Annotated in this window: 24 protein-coding genes and 1 tRNA gene; 7 read left to right on the forward strand and 18 right to left on the reverse strand. The window is 60.6% G+C overall.

What is annotated here, in order from left to right:
* Nucleotides 1–4 precede the first annotated feature (4 nt).
* From pheS to LF599_RS12605, 6 genes are all read right to left on the reverse strand, one after another.
* Complete coding sequence (pheS, locus tag LF599_RS12580) at nt 5–1,057, reverse strand: phenylalanine--tRNA ligase subunit alpha (protein WP_404823701.1); 1,053 nt, start codon at nt 1,055–1,057, stop codon at nt 5–7.
* A gap of 3 nt (nt 1,058–1,060) precedes the next feature.
* Complete coding sequence (rplT, locus tag LF599_RS12585) at nt 1,061–1,414, reverse strand: 50S ribosomal protein L20 (protein ID WP_269942161.1); 354 nt, start codon at nt 1,412–1,414, stop codon at nt 1,061–1,063.
* A gap of 183 nt (nt 1,415–1,597) precedes the next feature.
* Entirely contained in the window at nt 1,598–1,795 is a 198-nt protein-coding gene (gene rpmI / locus LF599_RS12590; RefSeq protein WP_015416378.1) for a 50S ribosomal protein L35, read from the reverse strand.
* 41 nt (nt 1,796–1,836) lie between these two features.
* A complete protein-coding gene (infC, locus tag LF599_RS12595; RefSeq protein ID WP_279523100.1) occupies nt 1,837–2,367 on the reverse strand; it encodes a translation initiation factor IF-3 in 531 nt (176 codons plus the stop codon).
* A gap of 1 nt (nt 2,368) precedes the next feature.
* On the reverse strand, nt 2,369–4,306 hold the full coding sequence (gene thrS / locus LF599_RS12600) for a threonine--tRNA ligase (protein WP_279521020.1): 1,938 nt from the start codon (nt 4,304–4,306) through the stop codon (nt 2,369–2,371).
* 224 nt (nt 4,307–4,530) lie between these two features.
* Nucleotides 4,531–4,605 (reverse strand) — tRNA-Val (locus LF599_RS12605).
* A gap of 196 nt (nt 4,606–4,801) precedes the next feature.
* On the opposite strand from LF599_RS12605, the gene LF599_RS12610 reads away from it, so the two are divergent.
* The gene (locus LF599_RS12610; RefSeq protein WP_279521021.1) at nt 4,802–5,203 is read left to right on the forward strand and encodes a VOC family protein; all 402 of its coding nucleotides are present in this window, start codon (nt 4,802–4,804) and stop codon (nt 5,201–5,203) included.
* Nucleotides 5,204–5,270: 67 nt separating this feature from the next.
* Here the strand turns inward: LF599_RS12610 and LF599_RS12615 are convergent, their stop codons facing one another.
* The 5 genes from LF599_RS12615 to LF599_RS12635 all read right to left on the reverse strand — a co-directional run bounded on the left by LF599_RS12615 (nt 5,271) and on the right by LF599_RS12635 (nt 8,354).
* Nucleotides 5,271–5,960, reverse strand: a complete 690-nt coding sequence (locus tag LF599_RS12615) for a DVU0298 family protein (protein WP_279521022.1) — start codon at nt 5,958–5,960, stop codon at nt 5,271–5,273.
* A gap of 85 nt (nt 5,961–6,045) precedes the next feature.
* Complete coding sequence (locus LF599_RS12620; RefSeq protein WP_269942157.1) at nt 6,046–6,672, reverse strand: tetratricopeptide repeat protein; 627 nt, start codon at nt 6,670–6,672, stop codon at nt 6,046–6,048.
* A gap of 15 nt (nt 6,673–6,687) precedes the next feature.
* On the reverse strand, nt 6,688–7,053 hold the full coding sequence (locus LF599_RS12625; RefSeq protein WP_269942156.1) for a hypothetical protein: 366 nt from the start codon (nt 7,051–7,053) through the stop codon (nt 6,688–6,690).
* Nucleotides 7,054–7,056: 3 nt separating this feature from the next.
* Nucleotides 7,057–7,875, reverse strand: a complete 819-nt coding sequence (locus LF599_RS12630) for a YkgJ family cysteine cluster protein (RefSeq protein WP_279521023.1) — start codon at nt 7,873–7,875, stop codon at nt 7,057–7,059.
* 290 nt (nt 7,876–8,165) lie between these two features.
* Complete coding sequence (locus tag LF599_RS12635; protein ID WP_066802455.1) at nt 8,166–8,354, reverse strand: ferredoxin; 189 nt, start codon at nt 8,352–8,354, stop codon at nt 8,166–8,168.
* Nucleotides 8,355–8,643: 289 nt separating this feature from the next.
* On the opposite strand from LF599_RS12635, the gene LF599_RS12640 reads away from it, so the two are divergent.
* Together LF599_RS12640 and LF599_RS12645 are read left to right on the forward strand one after the other, a co-directional pair.
* Nucleotides 8,644–9,846, forward strand: a complete 1,203-nt coding sequence (locus LF599_RS12640; RefSeq protein WP_279521024.1) for an aminopeptidase — start codon at nt 8,644–8,646, stop codon at nt 9,844–9,846.
* A gap of 271 nt (nt 9,847–10,117) precedes the next feature.
* Nucleotides 10,118–12,079, forward strand: coding sequence for a molybdopterin biosynthesis protein (locus LF599_RS12645; RefSeq protein WP_279521025.1), 1,962 nt, complete (start codon nt 10,118–10,120; stop codon nt 12,077–12,079).
* On the opposite strand, the gene LF599_RS12650 is transcribed toward LF599_RS12645, so the two are convergent.
* The 4 genes from LF599_RS12650 to LF599_RS12665 all read right to left on the reverse strand — a co-directional run bounded on the left by LF599_RS12650 (nt 12,076) and on the right by LF599_RS12665 (nt 14,668).
* Nucleotides 12,076–12,306, reverse strand: coding sequence for a cold-shock protein (locus LF599_RS12650; protein WP_269942154.1), 231 nt, complete (start codon nt 12,304–12,306; stop codon nt 12,076–12,078). The two genes, LF599_RS12645 and LF599_RS12650, sit on opposite strands and share 4 nt — an antisense overlap.
* Nucleotides 12,307–12,400: 94 nt before the next feature.
* Entirely contained in the window at nt 12,401–12,559 is a 159-nt protein-coding gene (locus LF599_RS12655) for a hypothetical protein (protein ID WP_279521026.1), read from the reverse strand.
* 100 nt (nt 12,560–12,659) lie between these two features.
* Nucleotides 12,660–12,926 carry an RNA recognition motif domain-containing protein gene (locus LF599_RS12660; protein WP_071544271.1) on the reverse strand — a complete coding sequence of 89 codons (267 nt, stop codon included), beginning with the start codon at nt 12,924–12,926 and terminating at the stop codon, nt 12,660–12,662.
* A gap of 245 nt (nt 12,927–13,171) precedes the next feature.
* The gene (locus LF599_RS12665) at nt 13,172–14,668 is read right to left on the reverse strand and encodes an ABC transporter ATP-binding protein (protein ID WP_269942153.1); all 1,497 of its coding nucleotides are present in this window, start codon (nt 14,666–14,668) and stop codon (nt 13,172–13,174) included.
* A gap of 79 nt (nt 14,669–14,747) precedes the next feature.
* Between LF599_RS12665 and LF599_RS12670 the strand changes: the two genes are divergently transcribed.
* The 4 genes from LF599_RS12670 to LF599_RS12685 all read left to right on the forward strand — a co-directional run bounded on the left by LF599_RS12670 (nt 14,748) and on the right by LF599_RS12685 (nt 18,976).
* Nucleotides 14,748–15,671, forward strand: a complete 924-nt coding sequence (locus LF599_RS12670; protein ID WP_279521027.1) for a DUF362 domain-containing protein — start codon at nt 14,748–14,750, stop codon at nt 15,669–15,671.
* 40 nt (nt 15,672–15,711) lie between these two features.
* Nucleotides 15,712–18,042, forward strand: a complete 2,331-nt coding sequence (gene hypF, locus LF599_RS12675; protein ID WP_279521028.1) for a carbamoyltransferase HypF — start codon at nt 15,712–15,714, stop codon at nt 18,040–18,042.
* On the forward strand, nt 18,039–18,749 hold the full coding sequence (locus LF599_RS12680; RefSeq protein WP_279521029.1) for a DUF3298 and DUF4163 domain-containing protein: 711 nt from the start codon (nt 18,039–18,041) through the stop codon (nt 18,747–18,749). The genes hypF and LF599_RS12680 overlap by 4 nt, the downstream gene beginning before the upstream one ends.
* Nucleotides 18,750–18,817: 68 nt before the next feature.
* On the forward strand, nt 18,818–18,976 hold the full coding sequence (locus LF599_RS12685; protein WP_269942148.1) for a YqaE/Pmp3 family membrane protein: 159 nt from the start codon (nt 18,818–18,820) through the stop codon (nt 18,974–18,976).
* A gap of 167 nt (nt 18,977–19,143) precedes the next feature.
* On the opposite strand, the gene LF599_RS12690 is transcribed toward LF599_RS12685, so the two are convergent.
* The 3 genes from LF599_RS12690 to LF599_RS12700 all read right to left on the reverse strand — a co-directional run bounded on the left by LF599_RS12690 (nt 19,144) and on the right by LF599_RS12700 (nt 23,437).
* Nucleotides 19,144–20,328, reverse strand: a complete 1,185-nt coding sequence (locus LF599_RS12690) for a phosphoglycerate dehydrogenase (protein ID WP_279521030.1) — start codon at nt 20,326–20,328, stop codon at nt 19,144–19,146.
* 34 nt (nt 20,329–20,362) lie between these two features.
* Nucleotides 20,363–21,505, reverse strand: a complete 1,143-nt coding sequence (locus LF599_RS12695) for a pyridoxal-phosphate-dependent aminotransferase family protein (protein WP_279521031.1) — start codon at nt 21,503–21,505, stop codon at nt 20,363–20,365.
* A gap of 231 nt (nt 21,506–21,736) precedes the next feature.
* Entirely contained in the window at nt 21,737–23,437 is a 1,701-nt protein-coding gene (locus LF599_RS12700; RefSeq protein ID WP_279521032.1) for an autotransporter family protein, read from the reverse strand.
* Between the last annotated feature and the right edge of the window lie 308 nt (nt 23,438–23,745).

Consider the following 23,745-nt stretch of genomic DNA (forward strand, 5'->3'; position numbering starts at 1 on the left):
AAATCTAGGCGAACTGTTCCAGGAAGCGGACGTCGTTCTCGAAGAACATGCGCAGGTCGTTGATACCGTACTTCAGCATGGCCACGCGCTCGACGCCGAGCCCGAAGGCGAAGCCCGTGTAGACTTCGGGGTCGTACCCCACGGACTTGAACACGTTGGGATCAACCATGCCGCAGCCCAGAATCTCGACCCAGCCCGTGCCCTTGCACACCCGGCAGGTCTTGCCGTCGGTCTCGCCCTTGCCGCCGCACATGACGCAGGAAATATCCACCTCGGCCGAAGGCTCGGTGAACGGGAAGAAACTCGGACGGAAGCGAACTTCGGTCCGGGGACCGAAAACCTTGCGCACGAACACGGTCAGGGTGCCGCGGAGGTCGCCCATGGAAACATTGCGGTCGACCAGCAGCCCCTCGATCTGGTGGAACATGGGGGTGTGGGTCAGGTCCGAGTCGCGGCGGTAGACCTTGCCCGGCGCGATAACGGCCACGGGGGGCTTGCGCTTGAGCATACTGCGGATCTGCATTCCCGAGGTATGGGTCCGCAGGACGATCTTGTCCGACACGTACAAGGTGTCCTGCATGTCACGGGCCGGATGGTCCGGCGGCATGTTCAGGGCCTCGAAATTGTGCCAGTCGTTTTCCACCTCGGGACCGGCCGCGTGCTCGAAGCCGAGCCCGACCAGGATGGAGGCGATTTCGTCCATGACCAAAGTCACGGGATGCAGGGAACCGGCCCACGGCTTGCGGCCCGGCATGGAAGGATCAAAGCGCGACAGAGCCTGGCCGGACTCTGCCACATGCAGCTCGGCCTCCCAGGCGTCCATCATGCCGGTGACGGCCTGCTTGACCTCGTTGGCCTTCTTGCCCGCGACGGGTTTGTCGGCGACGTCGAGCTTGCCGAGGCGGCCCATGATCTGGGCGAGCTTCCCCTTCCGGCCCAGGAACTCTATGCGGAGTTCCTCCAGTTCCTTTAACGAACAAGCCTGGCCCTTGCGCGAAGCGCAATCCTGGGCCAGGCTGTCGAGTCCTTCCAGGAAGGACTTCAATTCATTACTCACTTTTTAGCTCACTTTGGCCTTGGCTGCCTCTGCGATCTTGGCGAACACCTGCGGGTCGCGCACTGCCATATCCGCCAGAACCTTGCGGTTCAGTTCGATGCCGGCCTTCTTGAGGCCATCCATCAAGCGGCTGTAGGACATGCCGTTGATGCGGGCGGCGGCGTTGATGCGCATGATCCACAGCTTCCGGAACTCGCGCTTCTTGCGCTTCCGGTCCTTGTAGGAATGGCACAGAGCCTTTTCCACGCGCTCACGAGCGGTGCGGTACAGGCGGGAACCTGCGCCGCGATAACCCTTGGCCATTTTCAGATATTTGTTGTGACGCCGCTTGGCGGCAACTCCACGCTTTACTCTCATGGTAAAACCTCCATCGCTTCTGCTACCTCCCGGGCCGGACGGACTCCCCCGGCGAGGTGGATTGCTTTATAGGTTGAAAGAAATCAACGGGCATCTCGTCTGGGTCGAATCTGCGAACGTGCGAGCCGGGGCCTTTCCCCGCCTCTCTTTATACGCCGCCGACAGACCTAATCAGGCGGATTGCTAGCCGTTGGGCAACTGACGACGAACAGCCTTCATGTTGGTAGAGTCCACGGTGGTGGACTGGCCCAGGCGACGCTTTCTCTTGGCATTCTTCTTAGTCAGAATGTGCCGGAGATTCTTACGGCGGCGCTTGAACTTACCGGTAGCGGTCTTGGAAAACCGCTTGGCGGCTGCACGGCGGGTTTTGATCTTAGGCATAGTATCCTCCTAGAAAGGGACAGGTGGTCCCTCGCGAGTATCTATTTTTTCACCGGAGCGAGCATCATTGTCATGGTCCGTCCTTCCGACATGGGCTTGCTCTCGACTTTGGCTAAATCTTGCGTGTCCACTACTACCCGTTCGAGCATGGCAAGCCCGCGGTCCTTGTGGACTATTTCACGTCCCCGGAAGAAAATGGTAACCTTGCAACGGTCGCCGCCCTCCAGAAACTTGACGATTTTCTTGAGCTTGGTCTGGTAATCGTGCTCATCGGTCTTGGGCCGGAACTTGACTTCCTTGATCTTGATTACGGTCTGTTTCTTTTTGGCTTCCTGCAACTTTTTCTGCTGCTGGTACTTGAACTTGCCATAATCCATGATCTTGCAGACCGGCGGGTCGGCGTTGGGCGCGACCTCCACGAGATCAAGACCCTTTTCCCGTGCGCGATCAAGCGCGTCGCGGGTTGCCATTACACCAAGCTGCTCACCGTCATCATCCACGACCCGCACCTTGGGGATGCGAATCCTTTCGTTGCGCCTAACCAGGTCTTCCCTCTTCTGGTCCCGGCGGATATTACCCCGAAAAGCTATAACTCATTCCTCCTGCTTTGAAGGGCGCCGTTGCAGCATCAAGAATCAACTGCGCAGCTTCCTCCAGTGTCACCATCCCGGGGTCCTCTCCGTCTCTTGAACGGATGTTGACGCACCCGGCCTCAACCTCTTTGTCACCGATTACCAACATGTACGGGATCTTCTCAACCTGAGCTTCCCGTATCTTGTAGCCGAGCTTCTCGTTGCGGGTGTCCGCTTCGACGCGGATGCCCTTGGAGACAAAGAACGCTTCGGCTTTCTTAACAAAATCAAGTTGCGAGTCAGTCACGTTCAACAAACGCGCCTGAACCGGAGCCAGCCACACAGGATACGCGCCCGCACAATGCTCCGTGAGCACGCCGATGAAGCGTTCGATGGAGCCGAGCATGGCGCGATGGATCATCACAGGCCGGTGCCTCTCGCCGTCCTCGCCGACATATACTATGTCAAAGCGCTCTGGCAAGGTGAAATCCACTTGAATCGTGCCGCACTGCCAACTCCGTCCGATGGAGTCGCGCAGATGGAAATCGATCTTCGGGCCGTAAAACGCGCCGTCGCCCTCGTTGATGGCATACGGCATACCCGATTTGTCCAGCGCCTGACGCAGTCCCTCGGTGGCCAGCTCCCAATCCGAATCCGAACCGATGGACTTCTCCGGTCGGGTGGACAGCTCCACATCGAACTCGTAATTGAACAGTGCGTAGATGTCCTGGTAGAACTTTATCAGATTGAGGATTTCCTCCTCCACCTGATCCGGGCGGCAGATGAGATGCGCGTCGTCCTGGGTGAAGGTGCGCACGCGCATCAGACCGTGGAGCACGCCGGACTTCTCGTGACGATGAACCACGCCCAGTTCGAAGTAGCGCTGGGGGAGATCGCGGTAGCTCATGATTTTCCGTTTGTAGATAATCATGTGCGCCAGGCAGTTCATGGGCTTGATGCCGTAAGCCTGCTCGTCGATCTCCGTGAAATACATGTTTTCGCGGTAGTTGTCGTAGTGGCCGGACTTCTCCCACAGCTCCCGCTTGAGGATGATCGGTCCTTGGACAAGCTCATAACCGCGCTTGAGGTGCTCCTTGCGTTCGAAGTCCTCAAGAATGGTCCGCAGCAACATGCCGCGCGGATGCCACAGGGACATCCCCGGACCGACCTCATCGCTGAAGGAGAACAGGTCGAGCTGCTTGCCGAGCTTGCGGTGATCGCGCTTCTTGGCCTCCTCCAACCGGGTCAGATACTGCTTGAGCGCCTTGGGGTTCTCCCAGGCGGTGCCGTAAATGCGCTGGAGTTGCTTGTTCTTCTCGTCGCCGCGCCAGTAGGCTCCGGCCACGGAAAGCAGCTTGAACGCCTTGATCTGGCCAGTGCGGGCGACATGCGGGCCGCGGCACAGGTCGGCGAAGTCGCCGTGAGTGTAGATGGAAAATTCGTCGCCGCCCAGGTCGTCCATGATCTCGGACTTGTAGGTCTCGCCCTTGGCCTCGAACATCTTCTTGGCATCGGCCTTGGACATGACCGTCCGCGAGAACTCCTTGTTCGCGCCCACCGAAGAGAGCATCTCCTTCTCGATGGCTTCCAGATCCTCGGGAGTGAACGGACGTTCGTAGTCGAAGTCGTAGTAGAATCCGTCGGCGATGGAGGGGCCGATGGTCACCTTGGCGGTGGGAAACAGCTTCTTGACGGCTTCAGCCATAACATGAGCTGCGGAATGGCGAATGATGTTGAGCCCTTCCTCGCTATCGGCGAAGACGGGCTCGATGGTAGTGCAGGTACCGGCAACGGGAGTGGTCAGGTCGACGGTCGCATCACCGCACTTGGCGGCCACGACGTTCTTGAACTGTTTTTTGGACAACCCTTCCTGAAGGGCGTCGGCGCAGATGGCGCCGTCTGCCAATTCAACCTGTTTACCGGAGATATCAACCAACACTTCGTTTCTCCCTTGTCCGGCGGGGCCGCCGGAACATTATGGCGCGCCAAATTGCGACGCCGTGAAATACCTGACCCGATCCGCAGGCTGCGGTTCACATCCGCCAAGGGGAATAGGTAGGGATGGAACCCGGGGCCGTCAAGGGCGACGGCACAGTTCGGCGTTCTTGCCTGCTTCCTCAAAAAATGAAAGGGAGGCACTAGGCCTCCCTTTCGGGGATGTTCTGGTAGGCGCGGAGGGATTTGAACCCACGACCCTTTGCACGTCAAGCAAATGCTCTCCCCCTGAGCTACGCGCCTTCACGTCGAAGCGGAGTGGAAAGTATATGGAGGGCGGTCAGTTGTCAAGCACGATGTGTAATTTTTTTCGTTTTCTCTGACCATCTTTTCGCCCTTTCCCCGCAAACCCTTTACTGCCGCCATTTCCTCGGTGTCGAAAGTGGCGCAACCTTCTCATTTCACGTATTTAAAAAGGAACCGCAACCAAAGGAAAAGCATGAAGCCGATAGAAATTTCTCCGACAATCACGGTCAAGGATCTGGCCCCTGCCCGTTCGTTTTACACTACCCACCTGAACGGCCGCCTGGTTTTCGACTGCGGCTGGTACATCGGGCTCGCGTTCGGCGAGAACGGCCCCACTCTGCATTTCATGCAGCCGCAGTCCCCGGAACACCAGCCGTACAGTGGCGGCCTGACCTGCAATCTCAAGCTGGGGAGCGCGTCCGAGGTCGATAAGGCGCACGACCGCCTGGCCCGGGCCGGGTTGCCCATCGTCATGCCGCTGGAGGACCATCCCTGGGGCGACAGGGGGTTCTGCACCCTCGACCCCTACGGCGTGGCCCTCTATGTCTATGTGGATATCGAGCCGAGCGAGGAATTCAGGAAATATCATTTATAAGTAATACACCAAACAAAAGGGCCACCCTCAAGGGCGGCCCGCTGTTTTCAAGATCATTCGGCGACGGCTACTTGAGATCCTCAAGGGCGTTGCGCACCAGTTCGCCCACGGTGGTATCGACGAGCTCGCGATGAAGGAACGTGCGAATCTCGACGGGATCGTTCGCGAGGGCTTCCATCTTGGCTCTGGCCCCTTCGGCCTTGATGAGCCCAAGGACGCTGGCGGCATAGGCGCGGTTGTAGGGATCGAGATCGTCCAAGGCGGCCACGAGATACTTTTCGCCGTGGGCCACCAACTCGGGACGGGTCGCGGCCAGACGGGCCAGCCCCCAGTAGACGTCCCGCCTCAGCTCCGGGTGGTCCAGGAAATTACCGTCGCACTCTTCGTCGCAGAATATGTAGGAAGCCAGGATTTTATGGAACTCCTTGGCGATACGCTCGCTGTTGACCATGGCCTCGCCCATGAAATGGGGAATTCCCCAGCCGAGGTTGCCCGACTCCTCATTCATGTACCACATGAGCGTACGCATGAGGATACGGGCCTTCTCCATGGACGCCTCGGCCATACGCGCGGCGGTCAGACCGAAGGCCGTGGCGGAACGCCAGCGCACGGTCTCCAGCCGATCCAAACGCAGGCTCAGAAGCGGCGGGACAAGGTCCACGGGACGGAAATCATCAAGCTCGACAAGCCGGGCCTGCCAATCGTCGTCTGCCAGGATATCGTGAACGGCCTTTTTGATGCTGCGGAATCTGGACATGCAATCCTCCAAGAAAAAAGGGAGCCGTCAATGGACAGCTCCCTTGATATAATCATCTTTTCGGCTTGGGCAACAGGAACGGTTCTTATTTCGCGACCTGATCCTGTACTTCCTTCTTGAAATCCGCCGGGACTTCGAAACCGGACTCCTCGGCCCGCTCGATACAGGTGGCCGCCTCGGCCCAGTTGCCGCGCTCGGCCTCGATGATAGCCTTGTTGTTCCAGCCGGGGCCGAAATGGCTGTGTTTTTCGAGGAGCGTCTTGAGGACCTGGTCCGCCTCCTCGAAGTCGCCCATGGCGATGAGCACGCTGGACATGGTCGCCCGGGCCTGGGCGAACTCGGGATCGAGCTTCAGGGCCTTCTTCAGGGACTTGTGCGCCTTGTCGTTGTCGCCCTGCTGCATGTAGACGAAGCCGATGTTGCCCCAGGGCACGGCGAAGAACGGCCGCTGCTGGGTGGCCTGAACATTGTAGCTCAGGCAGGAATCCATGTCGCCGCGCTGCAGGGCGATGCCGCCGAGCTGGACATAAGCTTCCGCCATGCGCGGAGAATGGGCCACGGCGTCCAGGAACTCGCGCTCGGCCTCCACAAAGTCGCGGCGGGAAAGATAGGCCACGCCCAGATTGTAGTGGGTGTTGCCGCAACTGGGGTTGTCGCGCAGCTTGGACTTGAGATCGGCAATGTAATCATCGATATTGTCGAATTGTTCCATGTAAATATCCTCGCTTTATGGCTCGACGCCGTGTTTCTTGCAGTGCTCAGCGTACCAGAGACAGAATTCGTAAACGGGCCGAACCTTCTCGAAGTTCATGACCAGCATGACGTTGAACTCGTTGACCTGGTCGATGTATTCCTGATTCAAATTCCTGCCGGACTGCAGGATGAAAAGCTGGGTCAACTGCGCCTGGGTCAGGCCGGTCTTCTCCACGCGGATGTCGATGGGATCGAACGGAGCCGCGAACGGGTCCCAGTTCTCGTAGCCAAGGCGGTCAACGAACTTGCGCCGCCGGGGCGACATCTTCTCGTACATATGCCGCTTGCGGGTCTCGATCTCGTGATCCGGCATTTCCTCAAAATTGACGGTCTTGGTCATAGGCTATTCCTTGCCGCCAAGCACGATGGACTCGCCGCAGGTCTCGCAGGAGGACTTGGATTCGGTGCAGGAGGCGCAGGCTGCGGATTTGCCAGGGCCCTTGGCGGCCGCCGGAGCGATGATTTCGCGCGGCTTATCCTCTTCCTCCGGGCTCGTCTCACGCAGATTGGTCTTCTCGCCCACTCCGAGATACGTCTCGTCGTACTCCGTGACGATGGCCATGGACACGGGCAGCAGCATCTCGCCCAGCTCGCGGAACCGGGAGCCTACGCCGGTCTGGATTTCCTTGCCGATGGCCAGGAGCCTGTCCAGAATGATGTCCATATTCACGGTGGGGTACTTTTCACCGCCCTTGAACCCGGTCTTGTTGCAGGTGTGGGCCTCGCCGCCGATGGAGGTGGGCACGCCGTACAGCCGGCATGTGATGGGCCGGCTCTCGTAAATGGAGCAGAGATCGTTGTCGTCCAGCATGGGACAGCGCACCCGGGCCTTGGCCACTTCGAGAAGGATGTCGTTGACCGGACGTCCTTCCTGGCTCGCCTTGAAGACCTTGCGCTTGAGCTTGTGGATCTGGCGGTCGGCCTTGTCGGCCCGGTCCAGAATCGCCGAACGCTCCATGCCGGAAAATTTCTCGTTGAACTTTGCGTTGATGTACATGGCCTCGACCAGCGTCACATCAAACAGGGCGTAGCAACAGTCGCTGCACCCCTTGCCGCATTTGACCAGGTCCGGCATCTCGGTTTCAAATTTCTTGAAGACCGCATCGACCTCGGCCACGATGGCTTCGTATTTTTCGAAATACTCGGTAAAATCAAGGGCCATTCTGTCTGCTCCTGGACCGGCCCGGCGGAGACGCCGGCCATGGGTGTGGTTGCTCAGACCAATTAAGTCTTGAATCGACGCCGTCAACCGGCGGCCCGTAAAAAAAGGGCCGGGGTTGCCGGAAGGGAAGATGAGACTATCCCCGACAACGGCTCCGGCGCCGAAAAGGCCGAACCCGGAACGTTTTCCCGCGACCGCGACCCTCTGCGCGGCCACTCTTCCGGCGGCCTCAAAATGGAACGGGAGCGTCGGATACCCGCCGCTCCCGTAACCATATCAAATCGTGAAGACTAGTTTTCTTCGACGGTGATGGCGTCGTTCTCACAGACCTCGACGCAGGACTCACAACCGAGACATTCGTCTTCGTTGACCGCAACGGCCTTGCCGTCCTGAAGTTCGTAAACTTCAACGGGGCAAACGTCCACGCATTCGCCGTCGCCGGTGCACTTGTCGGTGTCGATAGTGATAGTGTAGCCCATTTTTCCCTCCAGAAAATAATTTGGGATGCCCGCCGTATGCGGGGACTGTTTCGCGCGCTGCCCTTTTGGCCTGCGACCGGGGCGAGACACGACATTTCTAAGTACGTTTCCGACCAAGCAGGCCGGACACGAACTTGCTGATATATTCATGCCAGCCCTGTGTCAAGACATGAAAGCGCTTTTCAAAAGTCCTACAAAATCGTGTTTTCCCCGACCGCTTGTAGTGCGGCCCGGAGTCGTTTACTCTGGCTGCCTCAAATACCGTTCGTAACCAATAAGAGGTACCCATATGTTCACCGAAAACGAATTGAAAAAATATGCCGAGACCCTGTGGTGGGGTCTGTCCACCGCACGCACCGAGCCATACGCGCCCGGCGACTTCGTGCTGCTGCGCTTCGACACCGACGCCATGCCTCTGGCCGACGCCATGTACGACCTGCTCATAGAGAAAGGGATCAACCCCATCCCCCGCCAAAACCTGACCCCGCACATGGAGCTTTCCTTCTATGGAAAGAGCGACGAAAACCAGCTCACGGCCATCGCGGCGGGCGAAAAGGAATTCGTCGGCGGACTCAACGGGCTCATCTCCCTTATCGCGCCAGCCTCCCTGACGCATCTTCAGGACGTCGACTCCAAGCGCATCGGACAGGCAGCCGTGGCCCGCAAATTCATGCGCGACATCATGGAAAAACGCGAACAGTCCGGCGACTTCGGCTGGACCCTTTGCATCTACCCCACCCCGGCACTGGCCAAGGCGGCGGGATTGTCCATGGACGAATTCAAGGCCCAGGTCGTCAAGGCGTGCTATCTTGACGACGACAACCCGCCCGCCCGCTGGAACGAGATTTTCGAGAAGAGCCAGAAAGTCAAGGCATGGCTCAACGCGCTGGACATCGAGCACCTGCGCATCCAGTCCGAAGGCACCGACCTCATCGTCACTCCCGGCGAACAGCGGCGCTGGCTCGGCGTTTCCGGCCACAACATCCCGTCCTTCGAGATATTCCTCTCCCCGGATTGGCGCGGCACCGAAGGCGTCTACTACGCCGACCAGCCCTCCTTCCGCTCGGGCAACTTCGTCGAAGGTGTGCGCCTGACCTTCGAAAAGGGCGTGGCCGTCAAGACCGAGGCCAAATCCGGCGGCGAGTTCGTGGCCAAGCAACTGACCCTGGACGAGGGCGCGAACCGGCTGGGCGAATTTTCCCTGACCGACCGCCGCTTCTCCAAGATCAACGCCTTCATGGCCAACACCCTGTTCGACGAGAACTTCGGCGGCCCCCAGGGCAACTGCCACGTGGCCGTGGGCGCGTCCTATGCCGACACCTTCGCCGGAGACCAGTCCACCCTGGACAAGGCGAGGAAGGAAGAGCTCGGATTCAACGATTCCGCCCTGCACTGGGACCTGGTCAACACCCGGCAAAAGACCGTCACCGCCACCCTCAGGGGCGGTGAGGAGCTCGTCATCTACAAAAACGGCGAATTCCAACACGAATAAACCACTCGAAAACAGAAGGGCCCTCGCGGAGGGCCCTTCTGTTTTTCCCTTTCCTTTCACGCGTTCACCGCCGCCCTTCTCCGCTCCTGGGCGCGGCTTCGCGACCGCTGCTTTTTCCCGGGAATTTCGGGAAAAAATTTGCTATACTCGCTGCCGAAACGTTACATCAACGCCTGTTCACCCGTGCCGTGAAACGCGAAAACAACTCAGCAAGAAGGATCAAGGCGCAGACTCCCCGCAGGGGTTCCCTTGGCCGCCGGAGGCACCCGACATGACCAAACGCAATATCTACCTGAAGACGGTTTCCCCCGAAGAAGCCGTGGCTCTGGCCAAGGCTCACCTCGACCGCGAGGCCCTGCTCGGCACCGAGACGGTGCCCACCCACGAGGCTGCGGGAAGGGTCACGGCCGGACCGATATACGCAAAATATTCCTCGCCCACTTTCCACGCGGCAGCCATGGATGGCGTGGCCGTGGCGGCGGAGTCAACCTTCCTGGCCCGCGAGGACGCGCCCGTGGCCCTTGCGCACGGTGATGAATTCGAATTCGTCAACACGGGCAATCCCCTGCCCCAAGGCAAGAACGCCGTGGTCATGATCGAAAACGTGGTCCAGAAGGACGAGACCACCGTGCTCATCGACGCGCCCGCCTTCCCGTGGCAGCACGTGCGCCGCATCGGCGAAGACATCGTGGCCACCGAACTGCTTATCCCCCAGAACCGTGAGCTGACGCCGTCCGATATCGGCGCGCTCATCTCGGCTGGCATCTACGAGGTGGAAGTCCGCGACCGGGTCAAGACCATTTTTCTGCCCACGGGCGACGAGGTGCTGAATTTCCTCGATAAGCCGGAACCGAGCGCCGGACAAGTCATCGAATCCAACTCCCAGGTTTTCCGGGCCTATGCAAACGGTTGGGGCATCGACGCGGACTGGTCCGCGCCCGTGCCGGACAATGAGGACGCACTGCGCAACGCGGTTCTGGACGGGCTGGCAAAGGGGTGCCACATGGTGGTGGTCGGCGCGGGATCGAGCGCGGGCAGCAAGGACTATTCGAAAAAGGTGTTCGAATCCATCGGCAAGGTGCTGGTCCACGGCATCTCGGTGATGCCGGGCAAACCCACGCTGCTGGCGGTGACGGACGAACGCAGCGGACATCCGGGCAGGCTCCTGGTCGGCGCGCCGGGCTATCCTGTGTCGGCGGTGGTCTGCCACGAAAAGATTCTCGCGCCCGTGGTCCACTGGCTCATGGGCAAATCCGTGCCCGAGCGCGAGCGGACAGACATCGTCCTGGCCCGGAAGACGCCCTCCAGGCCGGGAATGCGCGAGGCCATCCGGCTGGCCGCCGGGCGCATCGGGGATAACATAGTGGGGGCTCCGCTGGCGCGGGGCGCGGGCATGATAACGACCATGACCAAAGCCCAGGCCGTGGCTTACATTCCCGAGGACGTCGAAGGCGTGGAGCAGGGAGAAACCGTCCGCGCCGAGCTGACGGTCCACAAGGGCGACCTCGACAGGGTGCTGGTCCACGTGGGCAGCCACGACAACACCCTGGACCTGCTCGCCAACGAGCTTATGGGACTGCCGGAACCCTTGCGGCTGGTGTCGAGCCACGCGGGGTCCATGGGCGGCCTGACCGCGCTCAAGGCGGGCTCTGCCCTGTTCGCCGGAGCGCACCTGTTCGACCCCGAAACCGGGGACTTCAACTTCCCGTTCATTGAGCGGTACCTTGGCGAACTCCCGGTAACGGTGGTCAACCTGGCCATCCGCCACCAAGGGCTTATCGTGCCCAAGGGAAACCCGCTGGCCATCCGAGGCGTCGACGACCTGCCCCGCGAGGACGTGGTCTTCATCAACCGCCAGCGGGGGGCCGGAACGCGCATCCTCCTGGATCACCACCTGAAAACAGCGGGCATCAGCCCCCGCGACGTGACCGGATACGAAAACGAGGAGTTCACCCACATGGCCGTGGCCGTGAACATACTCACCGGCGCTGCCTCCTGCGGGCTGGGCATCTATGCGGCGGCCAAGGCGCTGGGCCTGGACTTCGTGCCCCTGGCCCACGAGCGGTATGATCTGATTATCCCCGAAAAATACATCGACGACGAGCGCATCCGCACCCTCATCGAGGTCATAGGGAAAAAGGACGTCCAGGCCAGGATCAAGGCACAGGGCGGATATGAAACGGATATGACCGGCCGGATCATGAAGCCGGGCATGGGGCTGGGACAGGATTAAATCAGGCTTGCGGCCCCGGCCTCCTCGGCCAGGCGGACTTCCACGGCCTTGGGTCCGGCCTCCTCGTCCACAAGGCCAAAGGAGACTTTTTCACCAGGCTCCAAGGTCTGGAAGCCGTCGCGGACGATTTCCGTGTAATGGACAAAGACGTCGCGGCCATCGTCGCCAAGGATGAAACCGAACCCCTTCTGCTCGTTGAACCAGGTTACTTCGCCCGTGTGTCGCACTATAGCCTCCGCAACAAATCGAATGATTTTTGCCTGACATTACCCATTGGCCGGGGTCTTGGCAATGCGCGGTCGGCCCCGGCCTGCTTCGGAATCAGGAACCGCCGTCCATGTCCCCGGACTCTTCCTCATCCTGGGCAGGCTCCTGGCCTTCCTGTTTCTTCAGCAGCTTGCGCTGTTGTTTTTCTTCTTTTTTCTTTTTCTTAGCCAACTCTTTCTGCCGTTTCGCGAACTTGTAATTTGGCTTGGCCAAAACAACTCCCTGTTATTGATGAACGGCCAAAGGCCGCAAAAAAAAAGCCCGTCCCTCCTCGCGAGAGACGGGCATCGATGCCTTTATCAGGCGGGCTGGGCTACCAGCGGGGACGCTCGGCGCGAGGCTTGGCTTCGTTGACCTTCAGGTTGCGGCCACCGAAGTCCTTGCCGTCCAGAGCTTCAATGGCATCCAGAGCGGCGGAATCGTCGTCCATTTCAACAAAACCGAAACCGCGGGGACGGCCGGTCTCACGATCTTCGATCAGTTTAACGGAGGAAACCTGGCCGTGAGCCTCGAAAGCCGCGCGGACTTCGTCTTCGGTTGCGGACCAGGGCAGATTGCCGACATAGATATTCTTAGACATGGTTATTCACTCCCGTGAATGCGGTATGATGCTTATGCATCGATCTAAATAAAAAAGAAGCAGTGTACACGATGCGCACTCTGCTTCTCGATATACCTGTTTCCTTTCCCCAGTCAGCGTCGGCCGGAAATAGACCGTCCCTACAGGGGTACGCTGACACACTGATGGGCACATTTGGACAAAAAGAGAAACAAGTCAAGGGGTTTTTCAAAATTTAAAAGGAATAATCCCGACCAGTTCCGAGTTCATCCTCTTCCTAACACCCTATTACCCTTTGCGATATCCCGACAAAGGCGCTTTCGACCGCCCTCAATTTCCATAATCCGATTGATCGCGGGGATGCGGTCTTCGGGGTAATGAGAGACCATTATCAGCGGTGTTCCGGCCTCTGCGAGACGCTGAACAAGCTCGATCATACGCGCCCGCGAAGCAGGGTCCAGGCCGGAAAGGGGCTCGTCCAGAAGGAGCAGTTTCGGGCCGGGGGCCATGGCCCTGGCCAGAAAGACGCGACGCTGCTGACCGTATGACATGTGCCGGAGCCGCCGGGAGCCCAATCCCTTGAGGCCGACAATTTCCAGCCATTGCTCGGCCCCGAGCCGCTCCAGGCTGGTGGGTTCGTCGAGCATCCCGACGGAACCGCGGAACCCGGACATGATCGTCTCCTCGGCGGTCACTTCCCAGCCCAGTTCGCGGGCGTAGCTCGCCTGGAGCGCGGGCGAGACCACGCCGATGAGCGGCCGGGCCTCGTCCATGGTCATGCCGCCGAGCCGCTCCACCGTGCCCGTGCCCCGGTCCCCGTCGGCATAGGGCGCGATCTCGCTGGTGATGAGCTTGAGAAGCGTGGACTTGCCCGCGCCGTTCTCTCCGAGCACGAGCCAGTTCTCGCCGGGCAGCACCTCCCAGTCGATGTCGTCGAGGATGCGGACGCCGTCGGCCACTACGGACACATTCTTCATGCGTAAGAGAAAATCGAAGCTGTCCGTAGCGGGCGCAGGCGGCAGATCGCAGGAGACCACATCGGGCACGGCCTCTCTCAGGGCCCGCATGGCCTGATCCCGAACGCCCTCGGCAAGCACCTGCCCGTTGTCCAGGGCCAAGGCCCGGGCCACGCATTCGGGCAGGTCTCCGGCGCGATGGGCGGCGCAGACCAGCGTGGTCCGCTCACCGGCCAGGTTGAGCAGTTCGATGACTCCGACGCGCGCCTTTGCGTCCAGCCCGTCCAGGCTCTCGTCCAGAAGCAGGATGTCCGGCTCCGGGGCAAGGGCTCTGGCCACCAGAAGCTTGCGCACCTGCCCTGTGGAAAGTGTGCGCAACTCGCTCTCGGCCAGGTCGCGGATGTCCAGCAGGTCGATGACCGCGTCGGCCGCGCTCTCCTGCTCCGGAGACGCGGGCTGGTACAGAATGGGCGTGTCGAAAAATCCGGCCAACACCACGTCGCGCCCCTTCACCCTGGGGGTGTGCAGGAAATAGAAGTCCTGCATGTCGGCCGAAACCAGGCCGATGCGTTGCCGCAGCCCCAGCACTGACCGCTGCGGGCCTTCGCCGAAGTCATAGACCCGCTCCCCGCCGGGGTCGGGTGTAATCTCGCCGCGCAAGAGCTTCAACAACGTCGTCTTGCCCGAGCCGTTGCGCCCGGTCACGGCCGTATGGCCGCCGCGTTCCAACCGCCAGTCGAGCGGCCCGAGCAGCCGCCTGCCGTTTCGGGTCACGCTCACGTCTTTCAAGGAAACAAGTGGATTCATGCGGCCACTCTCTCCTTTCACGGCCCGACTGGCAACCCCCGACTTGTCATCCTCGACGGCCGGGCCTATGCTGCCCGTCATGCCCGAAACCGTCGCCATCCTCCGGGTTCCGGAACACCGCCCCGAGCTGCTCGAACCGGCCGTGGCCGAGCTTCTCGAAAGCATCGGCTTCGCTCTCGCTCCCGGCGACCGCGTTCTGGTCAAGCCCAACCTGGTCAACGGAAGCAACGCGGTCCACTGCACCACCCACCCGCTGGCGGTCCGGGCGGCCTGCGCCTGGCTGCTGGACCACAATGCAAAAGTGACCGTGGCCGACTCCCCGGCCTTCGGATCGGCTGCCTCCGTGGCCCGCGCCTCCGGGCTTGAAAAAGCCCTGGCCGAACTCGGTCTCGAAGTGCGAAGCCTGGCCCGGCCCGCACCCCTTCCGCTCACGCTTGGCGGTTCCATCGGCCTGTCGCGGGACGCCATGGAGGCGGATCGCATACTCAACCTCCCCAAACTCAAGGTTCATTGCCAGATGACCTTGTCCGGCGCGGTCAAAAACATGTTCGGCTGCGTCGTGGGCTTTCGCAAGGCCCTGGCCCACAACCGGCTTGGGCACAGCCACGCGATTTTCCGGTCCATGCTCATGGATGTGTACCGCGCCCTGCCTCAGACCACGCACCTCATGGACGGAATCCGTCCCATGCACCGGGACGGCCCCATAAAGGGAGAACCGTTCCCCCTCGGCCTCATGGCGGCATCCCGAAACGGCGTGGCCCTGGACACGATGGCCGCCGCGCTGCTCGGGCTGACTCCCGAACAGGTCCCCCTGTGGGAAGAGGCACGCATGAGAGGAATGGAAGGCGCCGCCCCGTCCAGACTGATGTTCCCCCTGGATACACCCGACAATTTCGACGCCGCCGATTTTGTCCTCTCCGAGGAACGCGAGCTTTCCTTCGCCCCCATGCGGCTGCTGCGGGGAAGGATTCGCAGTTTCTTGAGACACCTTGCAAGAAGCTGATTCCCCTTGCGAAAAATAATATTGAACGGTAAGGACAACCATGCATAGACGCCAAAAATTCACCATCACCGGGCAGGTGCAGGGCGTGGGCTTTCGGCCCTTCGTCTACCGCATCGCCCTCGATCACGGCGTCACCGGCTCGGTGAACAACTCGTCGGACGGGGTGCTCATCGAAGTCCAGGGAGACGCCGGACAGGTAGCCGGCTTTTCCGAGGACCTGACGGGCAAGCTGCCGCCCCTGGCGCGCATCGTCACCTTTGATTCGGAATGCATGGAGCCCATCGAAGGCGAAGACGCGTTCATCATCCTCGAATCCACCCGCAAGTCCGGCAACTCCGTGCTCATCTCCCCGGACGTGGCCACCTGCCCCGACTGTCTGAACGACATGAGCGACCCGGGCAACCGGCGCTACCGCTACCCGTTCACCAACTGCACCAACTGCGGGCCGCGCTACACCATCACCCGGTCCATCCCCTACGACCGGCCCCAGACCTCCATGGCCACTTTTCCTCTCTGCCCGGAGTGCGAAACCGAGTACATGGACCCGCTGGACCGACGCTTCCATGCCCAGCCCAACGCCTGTCCGCGCTGCGGCCCGGCCACATGGCTGGCCCGCCCCGACGGCACGGTCATCTCCCAGGGCGACGAATCCCTGCGGGGGCTGGCCCGTGAACTGGCCCAAGGCAAAATCGTTGCGGTCAAGGGCCTCGGCGGTTTTCATCTGGTCTGCGACGCGGCCTCCGAAAAAGCCATGGCCGAACTCAGGCTGCGCAAACATCGGCCGGACAAGCCGCTGGCCGTGATGGTCGCGGACATGGACACCGCCCGGCGGCTGGCCCACATATCCCAGGCCGAAGAGGAATGGCTGACCGGCATTCAACGCCCCATCGTACTGGCGGCCAAGAAACGGCCCTTCCCCCTGGCCCGGTCCGTGGCCCCGGACACGAATTTCATCGGCATGATGCTCCCGTACACCCCGCTCCACCACATCCTTCTCCACGACTACGCGGAACTGATGGGACCGGAAGCGGCCCTCATCATGACCTCCGGCAACATGAACTCGGAGCCCATCTGCCTGGACAACGACGAGGCTCTGGAGCGGCTGGCGCCCATCGCCGACATCTTTCTCTTCCACAACCGGGACATCCTCATCCGCACGGACGATTCCGTGGTTCGGGTCAACCCCGGTACGGGCGAGCCGATCTTCATGCGCCGGGCGCGCGGCTTCGTGCCCTCCCCGGTGTTCCTGCCGGTCAAGGGCGACACGGTCCTCGGCGTGGGCCCGGAGCTCAAGTGCACCCTGACCCTGACCAAAGGCGACCAGGCCTTCACCAGCCAGCACATCGGCAACATGTCCAACCTGGAAACCATGCGGTTCCACAACGAAATTCGCGCCCACCTCGAAGACATCCTCCAGGTCGAGCCGAAGCTCATCGTCCGCGACCTGCATCCGGACTACCTGACGTCCTCCCTGGCCGAGGAACTGGGAAGCAGGCGCGGCATGCCCGTGGCCGCGCTCCAGCACCACTACGCCCACATCCACGCGGTCCTGGCCGAAAACAAGTTCGACGGCCCGGCCATAGGCCTGGCCCTGGACGGTACGGGATACGGCGAGGACGGAACCATCTGGGGCGGGGAATGTCTGCTGGTGGACCCGTCCACCCTGGATCACCAAAGGCTCGCCCGCTTCGCCCACATCCGGCTGCCCGGCGGCGAGACCGCGGTGAAGGAGCCGTGGCGCATCGCCCAGGCGGCCCTGTGGGAACTCGGCATCCGGGAACCGGGCCGCTACGAGTGGCCATGGCTCAAACATTTCGAGGCCGCGAGCCGTTTCCTTCCGCAACTGCTCGAAAAGGATATCAACGCGCCCCAAACCTCCAGTTGCGGAAGACTGTTCGACGGCGTGGCCGCCCTCTGCGGACTTGCCGAGACCATCACCTACGAGGGTCAGGCGGCCATTCTACTGGAAAAAGTCCAGGACATGGACGAAACCAAGGCCTACCCTTGTCCGCTCCGGTCCGCGGATCCGGTGGCTCTGGACACCCTCTCCCTGGTGGCGGCGGTCCTGGAGGACCTGGAACGGGGCGTTCCCGTAGGGAAAATCGCCCGCCGCTTCCATCTCGGCCTCATGGGCGGACTGACCGAACTGGCCTTCTCGTTTTCCATGCTCCTCGACATCCACCATGTGGCACTGTCCGGCGGGGTGATGCAGAACCTTACCCTTGCAGGCGAATTGCCCCTGGCGCTGCAAGGCGCAGGTCTGATACCCTTGATGCATACCCAACTGCCGCCCAATGACGGCTGCATCTCCCTTGGACAGGCGGCCTGGGGGATGCGGAAATTGCTGCTCAATACACAGGAGTCTTCATGAACCGTACAATGACGCTGCTCTTCACGCTTTTCATGCTTCTCGTCCCGGCAACCATCCAGGCGGCTCCGCTCTGCGCCCCGCCCGTGCTGACCTCGGTGTCCATCCAGGAGAACACGCCGGGATTCAAGGTGGACGCCGAATACCCCGTGCTCTGCCAAAGCGAGGCCAGCAAAACCATCCGGGACTACGTTGCCGCCTCCATCCTCGACTTCAAGATGACCGACCCCGAGCACGACCTGAGCTTCTTCCCCCACCAGTACGAAATGATGACCCGGTACGCGGTCTGGCCCACGCCTGGCGGCCGCTACGTCTCGGTCAAGCTCAACGTCATGTTCTACACCGGCGGAGCGCACCCCAACCACTGGCCCAAAACCTGGGTATTCGACATGACCGACGGCAGCCCGCTCACCCTGGGCAAGCTCTTCCCCAACCGCGTGGCCGCGCTGGACAAGATTTCAGGTATCTGCCGCGAAGTGCTCACCAAGTCTCTTGGGGATATGTATCTGCCCGAAATGCTCAATTACGGCATCGAGCCCGTCGGAAAAAACTTCGACAATTTCATCCTGACATCGGAGGGCGTGGCCTTCTATTTCGCCCCGTACCAGGTGGCCCCCTATGCGGCCGGCGAACAGGTGGTTACCATTCCCTATGACCACCTTGAAGGATATATCTCTCAAGATATCGCAAAGATCGCGATCGGAGATTAACGGACGTTGCCTCCATGCCGGAAAAACGATAAAAATAACCATCTTGATAATCATATAAAGGAGCCCGCATGGAAATCATCCGCATCATCATCTCCGTTCTCATCCCGCCGCTGGGCGCATTTCTCAAGGTCGGCCTTGGCCTTCAGTTCTGGGTCAACCTGCTCTTGACCCTCCTGGGCTACTTCCCCGGCCTGGTCCATGTGATCTGGCTGCTGTCCAGACGCTAAACCAGACAACAAAAAGGCCCGGCGAATGCCGGGCCTTTTTCGTTCCGAATTTTGTGGGAAGAGGGAGACAGATATGGAGCCGCCTTCGGCGGGCTGGACGGATGATTTCACCTGACAAATCCGCCAGAGGCGGCATCCCTTTTCTTCCCGAGCCTCAGCACGAAAAGCTAGATGGTCACGCGCCTGACGCCTTCGATACAACTTAGCGCTTCACACACCTCTTCGGTAGGCTTGGCGTGGACCATATACACGGTCTGAACCTGCTCGCCGAGCTTGCGGGAATTATTCTCGCGAATATTCACGCCCATCTCGCCCATGAGGGTGCCGAACTTGCCGAACATGCCGGGCTTATCTTCATGGGTGATGAAGATGGTGTAGATGTCGGCCCCTTCTTCCTCCACGGTCTCGCCCACGTTCACGGAATTGCCGTACTCGCCGCGCTTGAGGTATCCGGCGACCACTTCGGCGATTTCAAGGCCGGTGCGGATACCCGCATTGTTGGTTGAGGCTCCCAGGTGAGCGGACATGACGATGTTGTCCAGTTCCTGAAGCTTGTTCCGGAAAGGCAATCCCTCGCGCTTGGGCTCGGACTCGTAGCAGTCCAAGGCCGCTCCCGCGATACCGCCGGTCTTGAGCGCCTCGTACAAGGCGTCCTCGGACACGTTCTTGCCGCGGGAAGCGTTTATCAGGTAGGCGGATTCCTTCATCAAAGCCAGCTCTTCGGCCTTGATGACCGGCTCCGTACCGCCGCAGTGCAGGGAAACGAAGTCAGACTGCCGGAGCAGTTCGGGGATGGAGTCCACGTAAGTCAGGGGCGCGTCGATGGAACGGTAGAGATCGTAACCCAGGACTTTCATGCCGATGGCTCCGGCCTTGGCGGCCAGGGATTGGCCGATGCGGCCGCAGCCTATGATGCCGAGCGTCTTGCCAAAGAGTTCCACGCCCTTGAACCGCTTCTTGTGCCAGGTCCCGTCCATGAGTGTGCGGTGGGCGAACGGGACCTTGCGCGCGATGGCGAGCATGAGCCCCAGGGCGTGCTCGGCCGTGGCGTTGGTGTTGCCGTTGGGGGCGAACTTGACGATGACGCCCAATTCCTTGGCCGCCTCCAGGTCGATGTTGTCCGTGCCCACGCCGCCCCGCCCGACGATCTTGAGCTTGCCGCCGTTCTTCACCCCGGCTTCGAGCAAAGTCCGGGTGACTTTGGTGGCGGATCGCACAAGCAGGGCATCGAAGGAGCCGATCTCGGTCATGAGATCGTCTTCGTCGCGTTTCTCGGTTTCAACGGTGAATCCCTGCTGCCTCAAGTACTTCCGCGCCTCTTCCACAAGGCCGTCGTTGGCAAGTATCCGCATATCCACCTCCCCATGACATGTTTATGTCGTAGAATTATCGGAGCTTATCGAGTTCCCCTTCCAATTTGGCCAGGTATTCCGTGAGCATGGCAGGCGTGATGTCACCCATGTGGCCCACACGGAAGATCGGGCGACGGCCCGCCTCCTCCAGGAGCTGATTCAACTTGAAGTAGCCCGGGTCCATGAGGTAGCCCTCGCCGCGCAAGGCTTCCTTCACTATCCCCTTGAGCTGGGCCGTGGTCACGCCTTCCGGGCAGATCACGGTGGACAGGGTGGGGGAACGGTGTCCTTCGGGGGCGAACATCTCGAAGCCGTCAAGACCGCCGACCCACTTTTCGACCATGGAGCGCATTTCACGATGGCGGGCAAAACGGTTCTCGATGCCTTCCTCGTTGACGATGCGATCAAGCTGGAACCACATCTGGTTGGCCAGGGTAGTGTTGGGCGTGGTCAGGGTCTGATTCTTGCGCGCCCGGTCGAGGTGCTTGGTGATGTCGTGATGGTGGCCTTTGTTGGTCACCTTCCGGGCCTTTTCCTCGGCCTCGCCGGAAACGAACCCGATGCCGAACCCGGCGGGCAGGCCGAGCGCCTTCTGGGTGGCCGTGGAATACATGGCCGCCCCGGACTCGGACAACGCCAGCTCCGAGCCGCCGAAGATGGATACGCCGTCCACGATGGGCATGGCCCCGTACTGCCGGACAAGGGCGCAAACGGCCTTGACGTCGTTGACCACGCCGGTGGACGTCTCGTTGTGGGTGAAGGAAACCACCTGGGGACGAACTTCCTTCAGCTTGTCCTCCAGCACGTTCAGATCGATGGCCTCGCCGTAATCGAACTTGAGGTTCACGGCCTTCTTCCCGTTGCTGGCCGCCAGATTGAAATACATGTCGCCAAAAGAGCCCACGGACACGTTGAGGATGGTCTCGTCCTCGGCCACCAGGGAGCGCACCGAGGTCTCCATGGCCGTGGAGCCGGAGCCAAGGCACAGGATCGGCTCGAAATCGGCACCGCACCCGGCAAGTTTCCGCAAATTCTCGCGAATAGGCCCGAACCGCAGCTCGTTTTCCGTGTCGCGGTGCCCGAACTCGGGCAACAGGGCCGCCTCCTTGACATCCTGCCGGATGTAGGTCGGCCCCGTGATGAACAGTTTCAAAGGCGCAAAATTCGGCTTGCTCATGATCTCTACCCTTCAGTGATGATGACGGAAATGAAAAGACTGCCCCATACCATGAAAAATGTTTCAGATCAGTATAACGGCAGAGGTTGAAAGGCAAGGGGGACAAGGGGATGGGCACGGTGTTCGGAACCGCGCGAAGCAGGCCGAACGGCCTTTCGAAAACCGCCGGATTCACCGGCGGTCATGCGGCGCGGACCGGCCATCCTGAAATGGCCGGTCCGCCCGGAAACGTTAGAACAAAACACAAAGCATGGCGGAACCGCCCACGGAAGTGGATTCATCGCTCAATTCGGCATTACCGCGCACCTTGAACGTGACCTGCTCCGACAGGTTGGCGGCAACTCCGCCGCTCAGGAAGAAGGCATCGCGGTCCTTCACTTCCGTCGGCACATCCATACTCTGGTCGAGCAAGGTCAACTCGACCTCGTCGTCGCCCATGGCCTGGCGATGCTGCCAGCCGCCACGGACATCCAGGGAAACGAATTCCATCACTCCGCGCAGACCGATCTCCAGCCGTTCTTCGAGCATGGCGACGTTGCGCCCGGCGACATGCGCGTTGGCGTCACCGCCGTCGGACTCGGTGTAGCTCTCCACATTCTCCTGGGCATAACGCACACGCACGGCGGGCACGAACGACCAAGTGTCGCTCATCGCCAGTTCGAGGCCGACGGTCGCCTCCGGGGAGAACCACCAACTGTCGTAGGAACCCTTGGCCTTGGATTCTCCCATGGCGGCGAGGTTATCGTTGACCTTGCGATTGTCGCTGTGATCGAGCCAGCCGCCGGTGACGGCGAGGTCAATGAACACGGGATTCCAACGTTGCCTGCCGTAAACGCCGACGAACGCGCCGTCCGACTCGTTGTCGAAAGACTTCGTGAACTGGGAATCCGCGTCAAAATCATTCCAGAGATAGCCTACCAGGAATCCCAGGGTGGTGCTGTCCGTGATGGACGCGTCATAGCCGATGGCCACACCCAGATTATTGGAATCGAAGTCCTGGATTGACGACGAGCCGTCGTATGAGGAGGTCGAACCGAAAACTGATGTCCACCAACGATCTCCGACGCAATCGAGACGGTCGCGAATCACGGATGAAACGTTGTCGGTCATGTCCGCGAGCACATCCGAGGAGCCTGAAAACGCAGTGGGATCGAAGGTCGCGACCTGGGAGGTTGTAGCGTTATAAAAGACCGGTACCGAGCCGGTGAAATTCATGGCGTCAACCGTGCCGGTAAATTCCCACAATACGGAGCCGGAAGGGTCTAAATCGATGTTCACCGTGGTTCCAAGACCCAGGTCGACAGCTCCGCCGAGGAAGGAGGTAGCATTCAGATTCAGCGTATTGCCTGATCCCAAAAAGGTAATGGCGTTGGACTGGTCGCTGACGATTCTTCCGGAGTTGGTGACCGTGTTGTCGTTGTCCTCGGCCCGAATGCCGTGGGCTCCAGTGCCGTGGGTGGTGATCGTTCCCGTGTTGGTGACCGTGTTGCTGCCGGCATCGGTGGATATGCCGTGGGCATCCGTGCCTTGGGTAGTGATTGTCCCCGTATTGGTGACCGTGTTGTTGGCGTGCTCGACGTGGATGCCGTCGCCAGAGCCTCCCGAGGTAGCAATTATGCCGTTGTTGATGATCACGTTGTTCTCTTCCGTGGCGTAGACGCCCACGGAGGTGTTGCCGGAGGTCGTGATCTCGCCAGAGTTGACCACCTGGTTGGCGCCACCCTGGAGGTCAACAGCGTAACTGCCCGACCCTGTGGTGGCGATGGTCCCGGTATTACTTATGGTGCTGGAGCCGCCTTGAGCTAATATTCCGTCCGCGCCGCTCCCTGTAGTCGTGAGATCGCCGGAGTTGGTAACCTGATTATTACCGCCTGTAAGGTGAACGCCCAAGACGTGCGAACCCGTGGCGGAGATGGTCCCGGTATTATTCACGGAACTGGAGCCGCCTTCAGCACTAATCGCGTTCGTGCTGCTCCCCGAGGCGGAAATCTCACCGGCGTTGTCGATAGTGTGTCCCCCTCCCAATGCGTTGACGCCCTCATCCCCGGGGGGAGGTACGATGCTGCCGCTGCCGGTAATGGACAACGTGTCGCCCGCTGCCAGATTCTGCGTGGCCGTGGCCTGATCCTCGATAACGTAATCGGCGGCAAAACCAGGCGTCGCCCACAGGACCAAACAACACGCGACAAGACACGCAACAAAACATTTCCTCTTGGGATGCGGCATCATATGAATCCTCG

The organism is Pseudodesulfovibrio thermohalotolerans, from assembly GCF_021353295.2.
In the GTDB taxonomy this organism is placed as follows: Bacteria; Desulfobacterota; Desulfovibrionia; order Desulfovibrionales; family Desulfovibrionaceae; genus Pseudodesulfovibrio; species Pseudodesulfovibrio thermohalotolerans.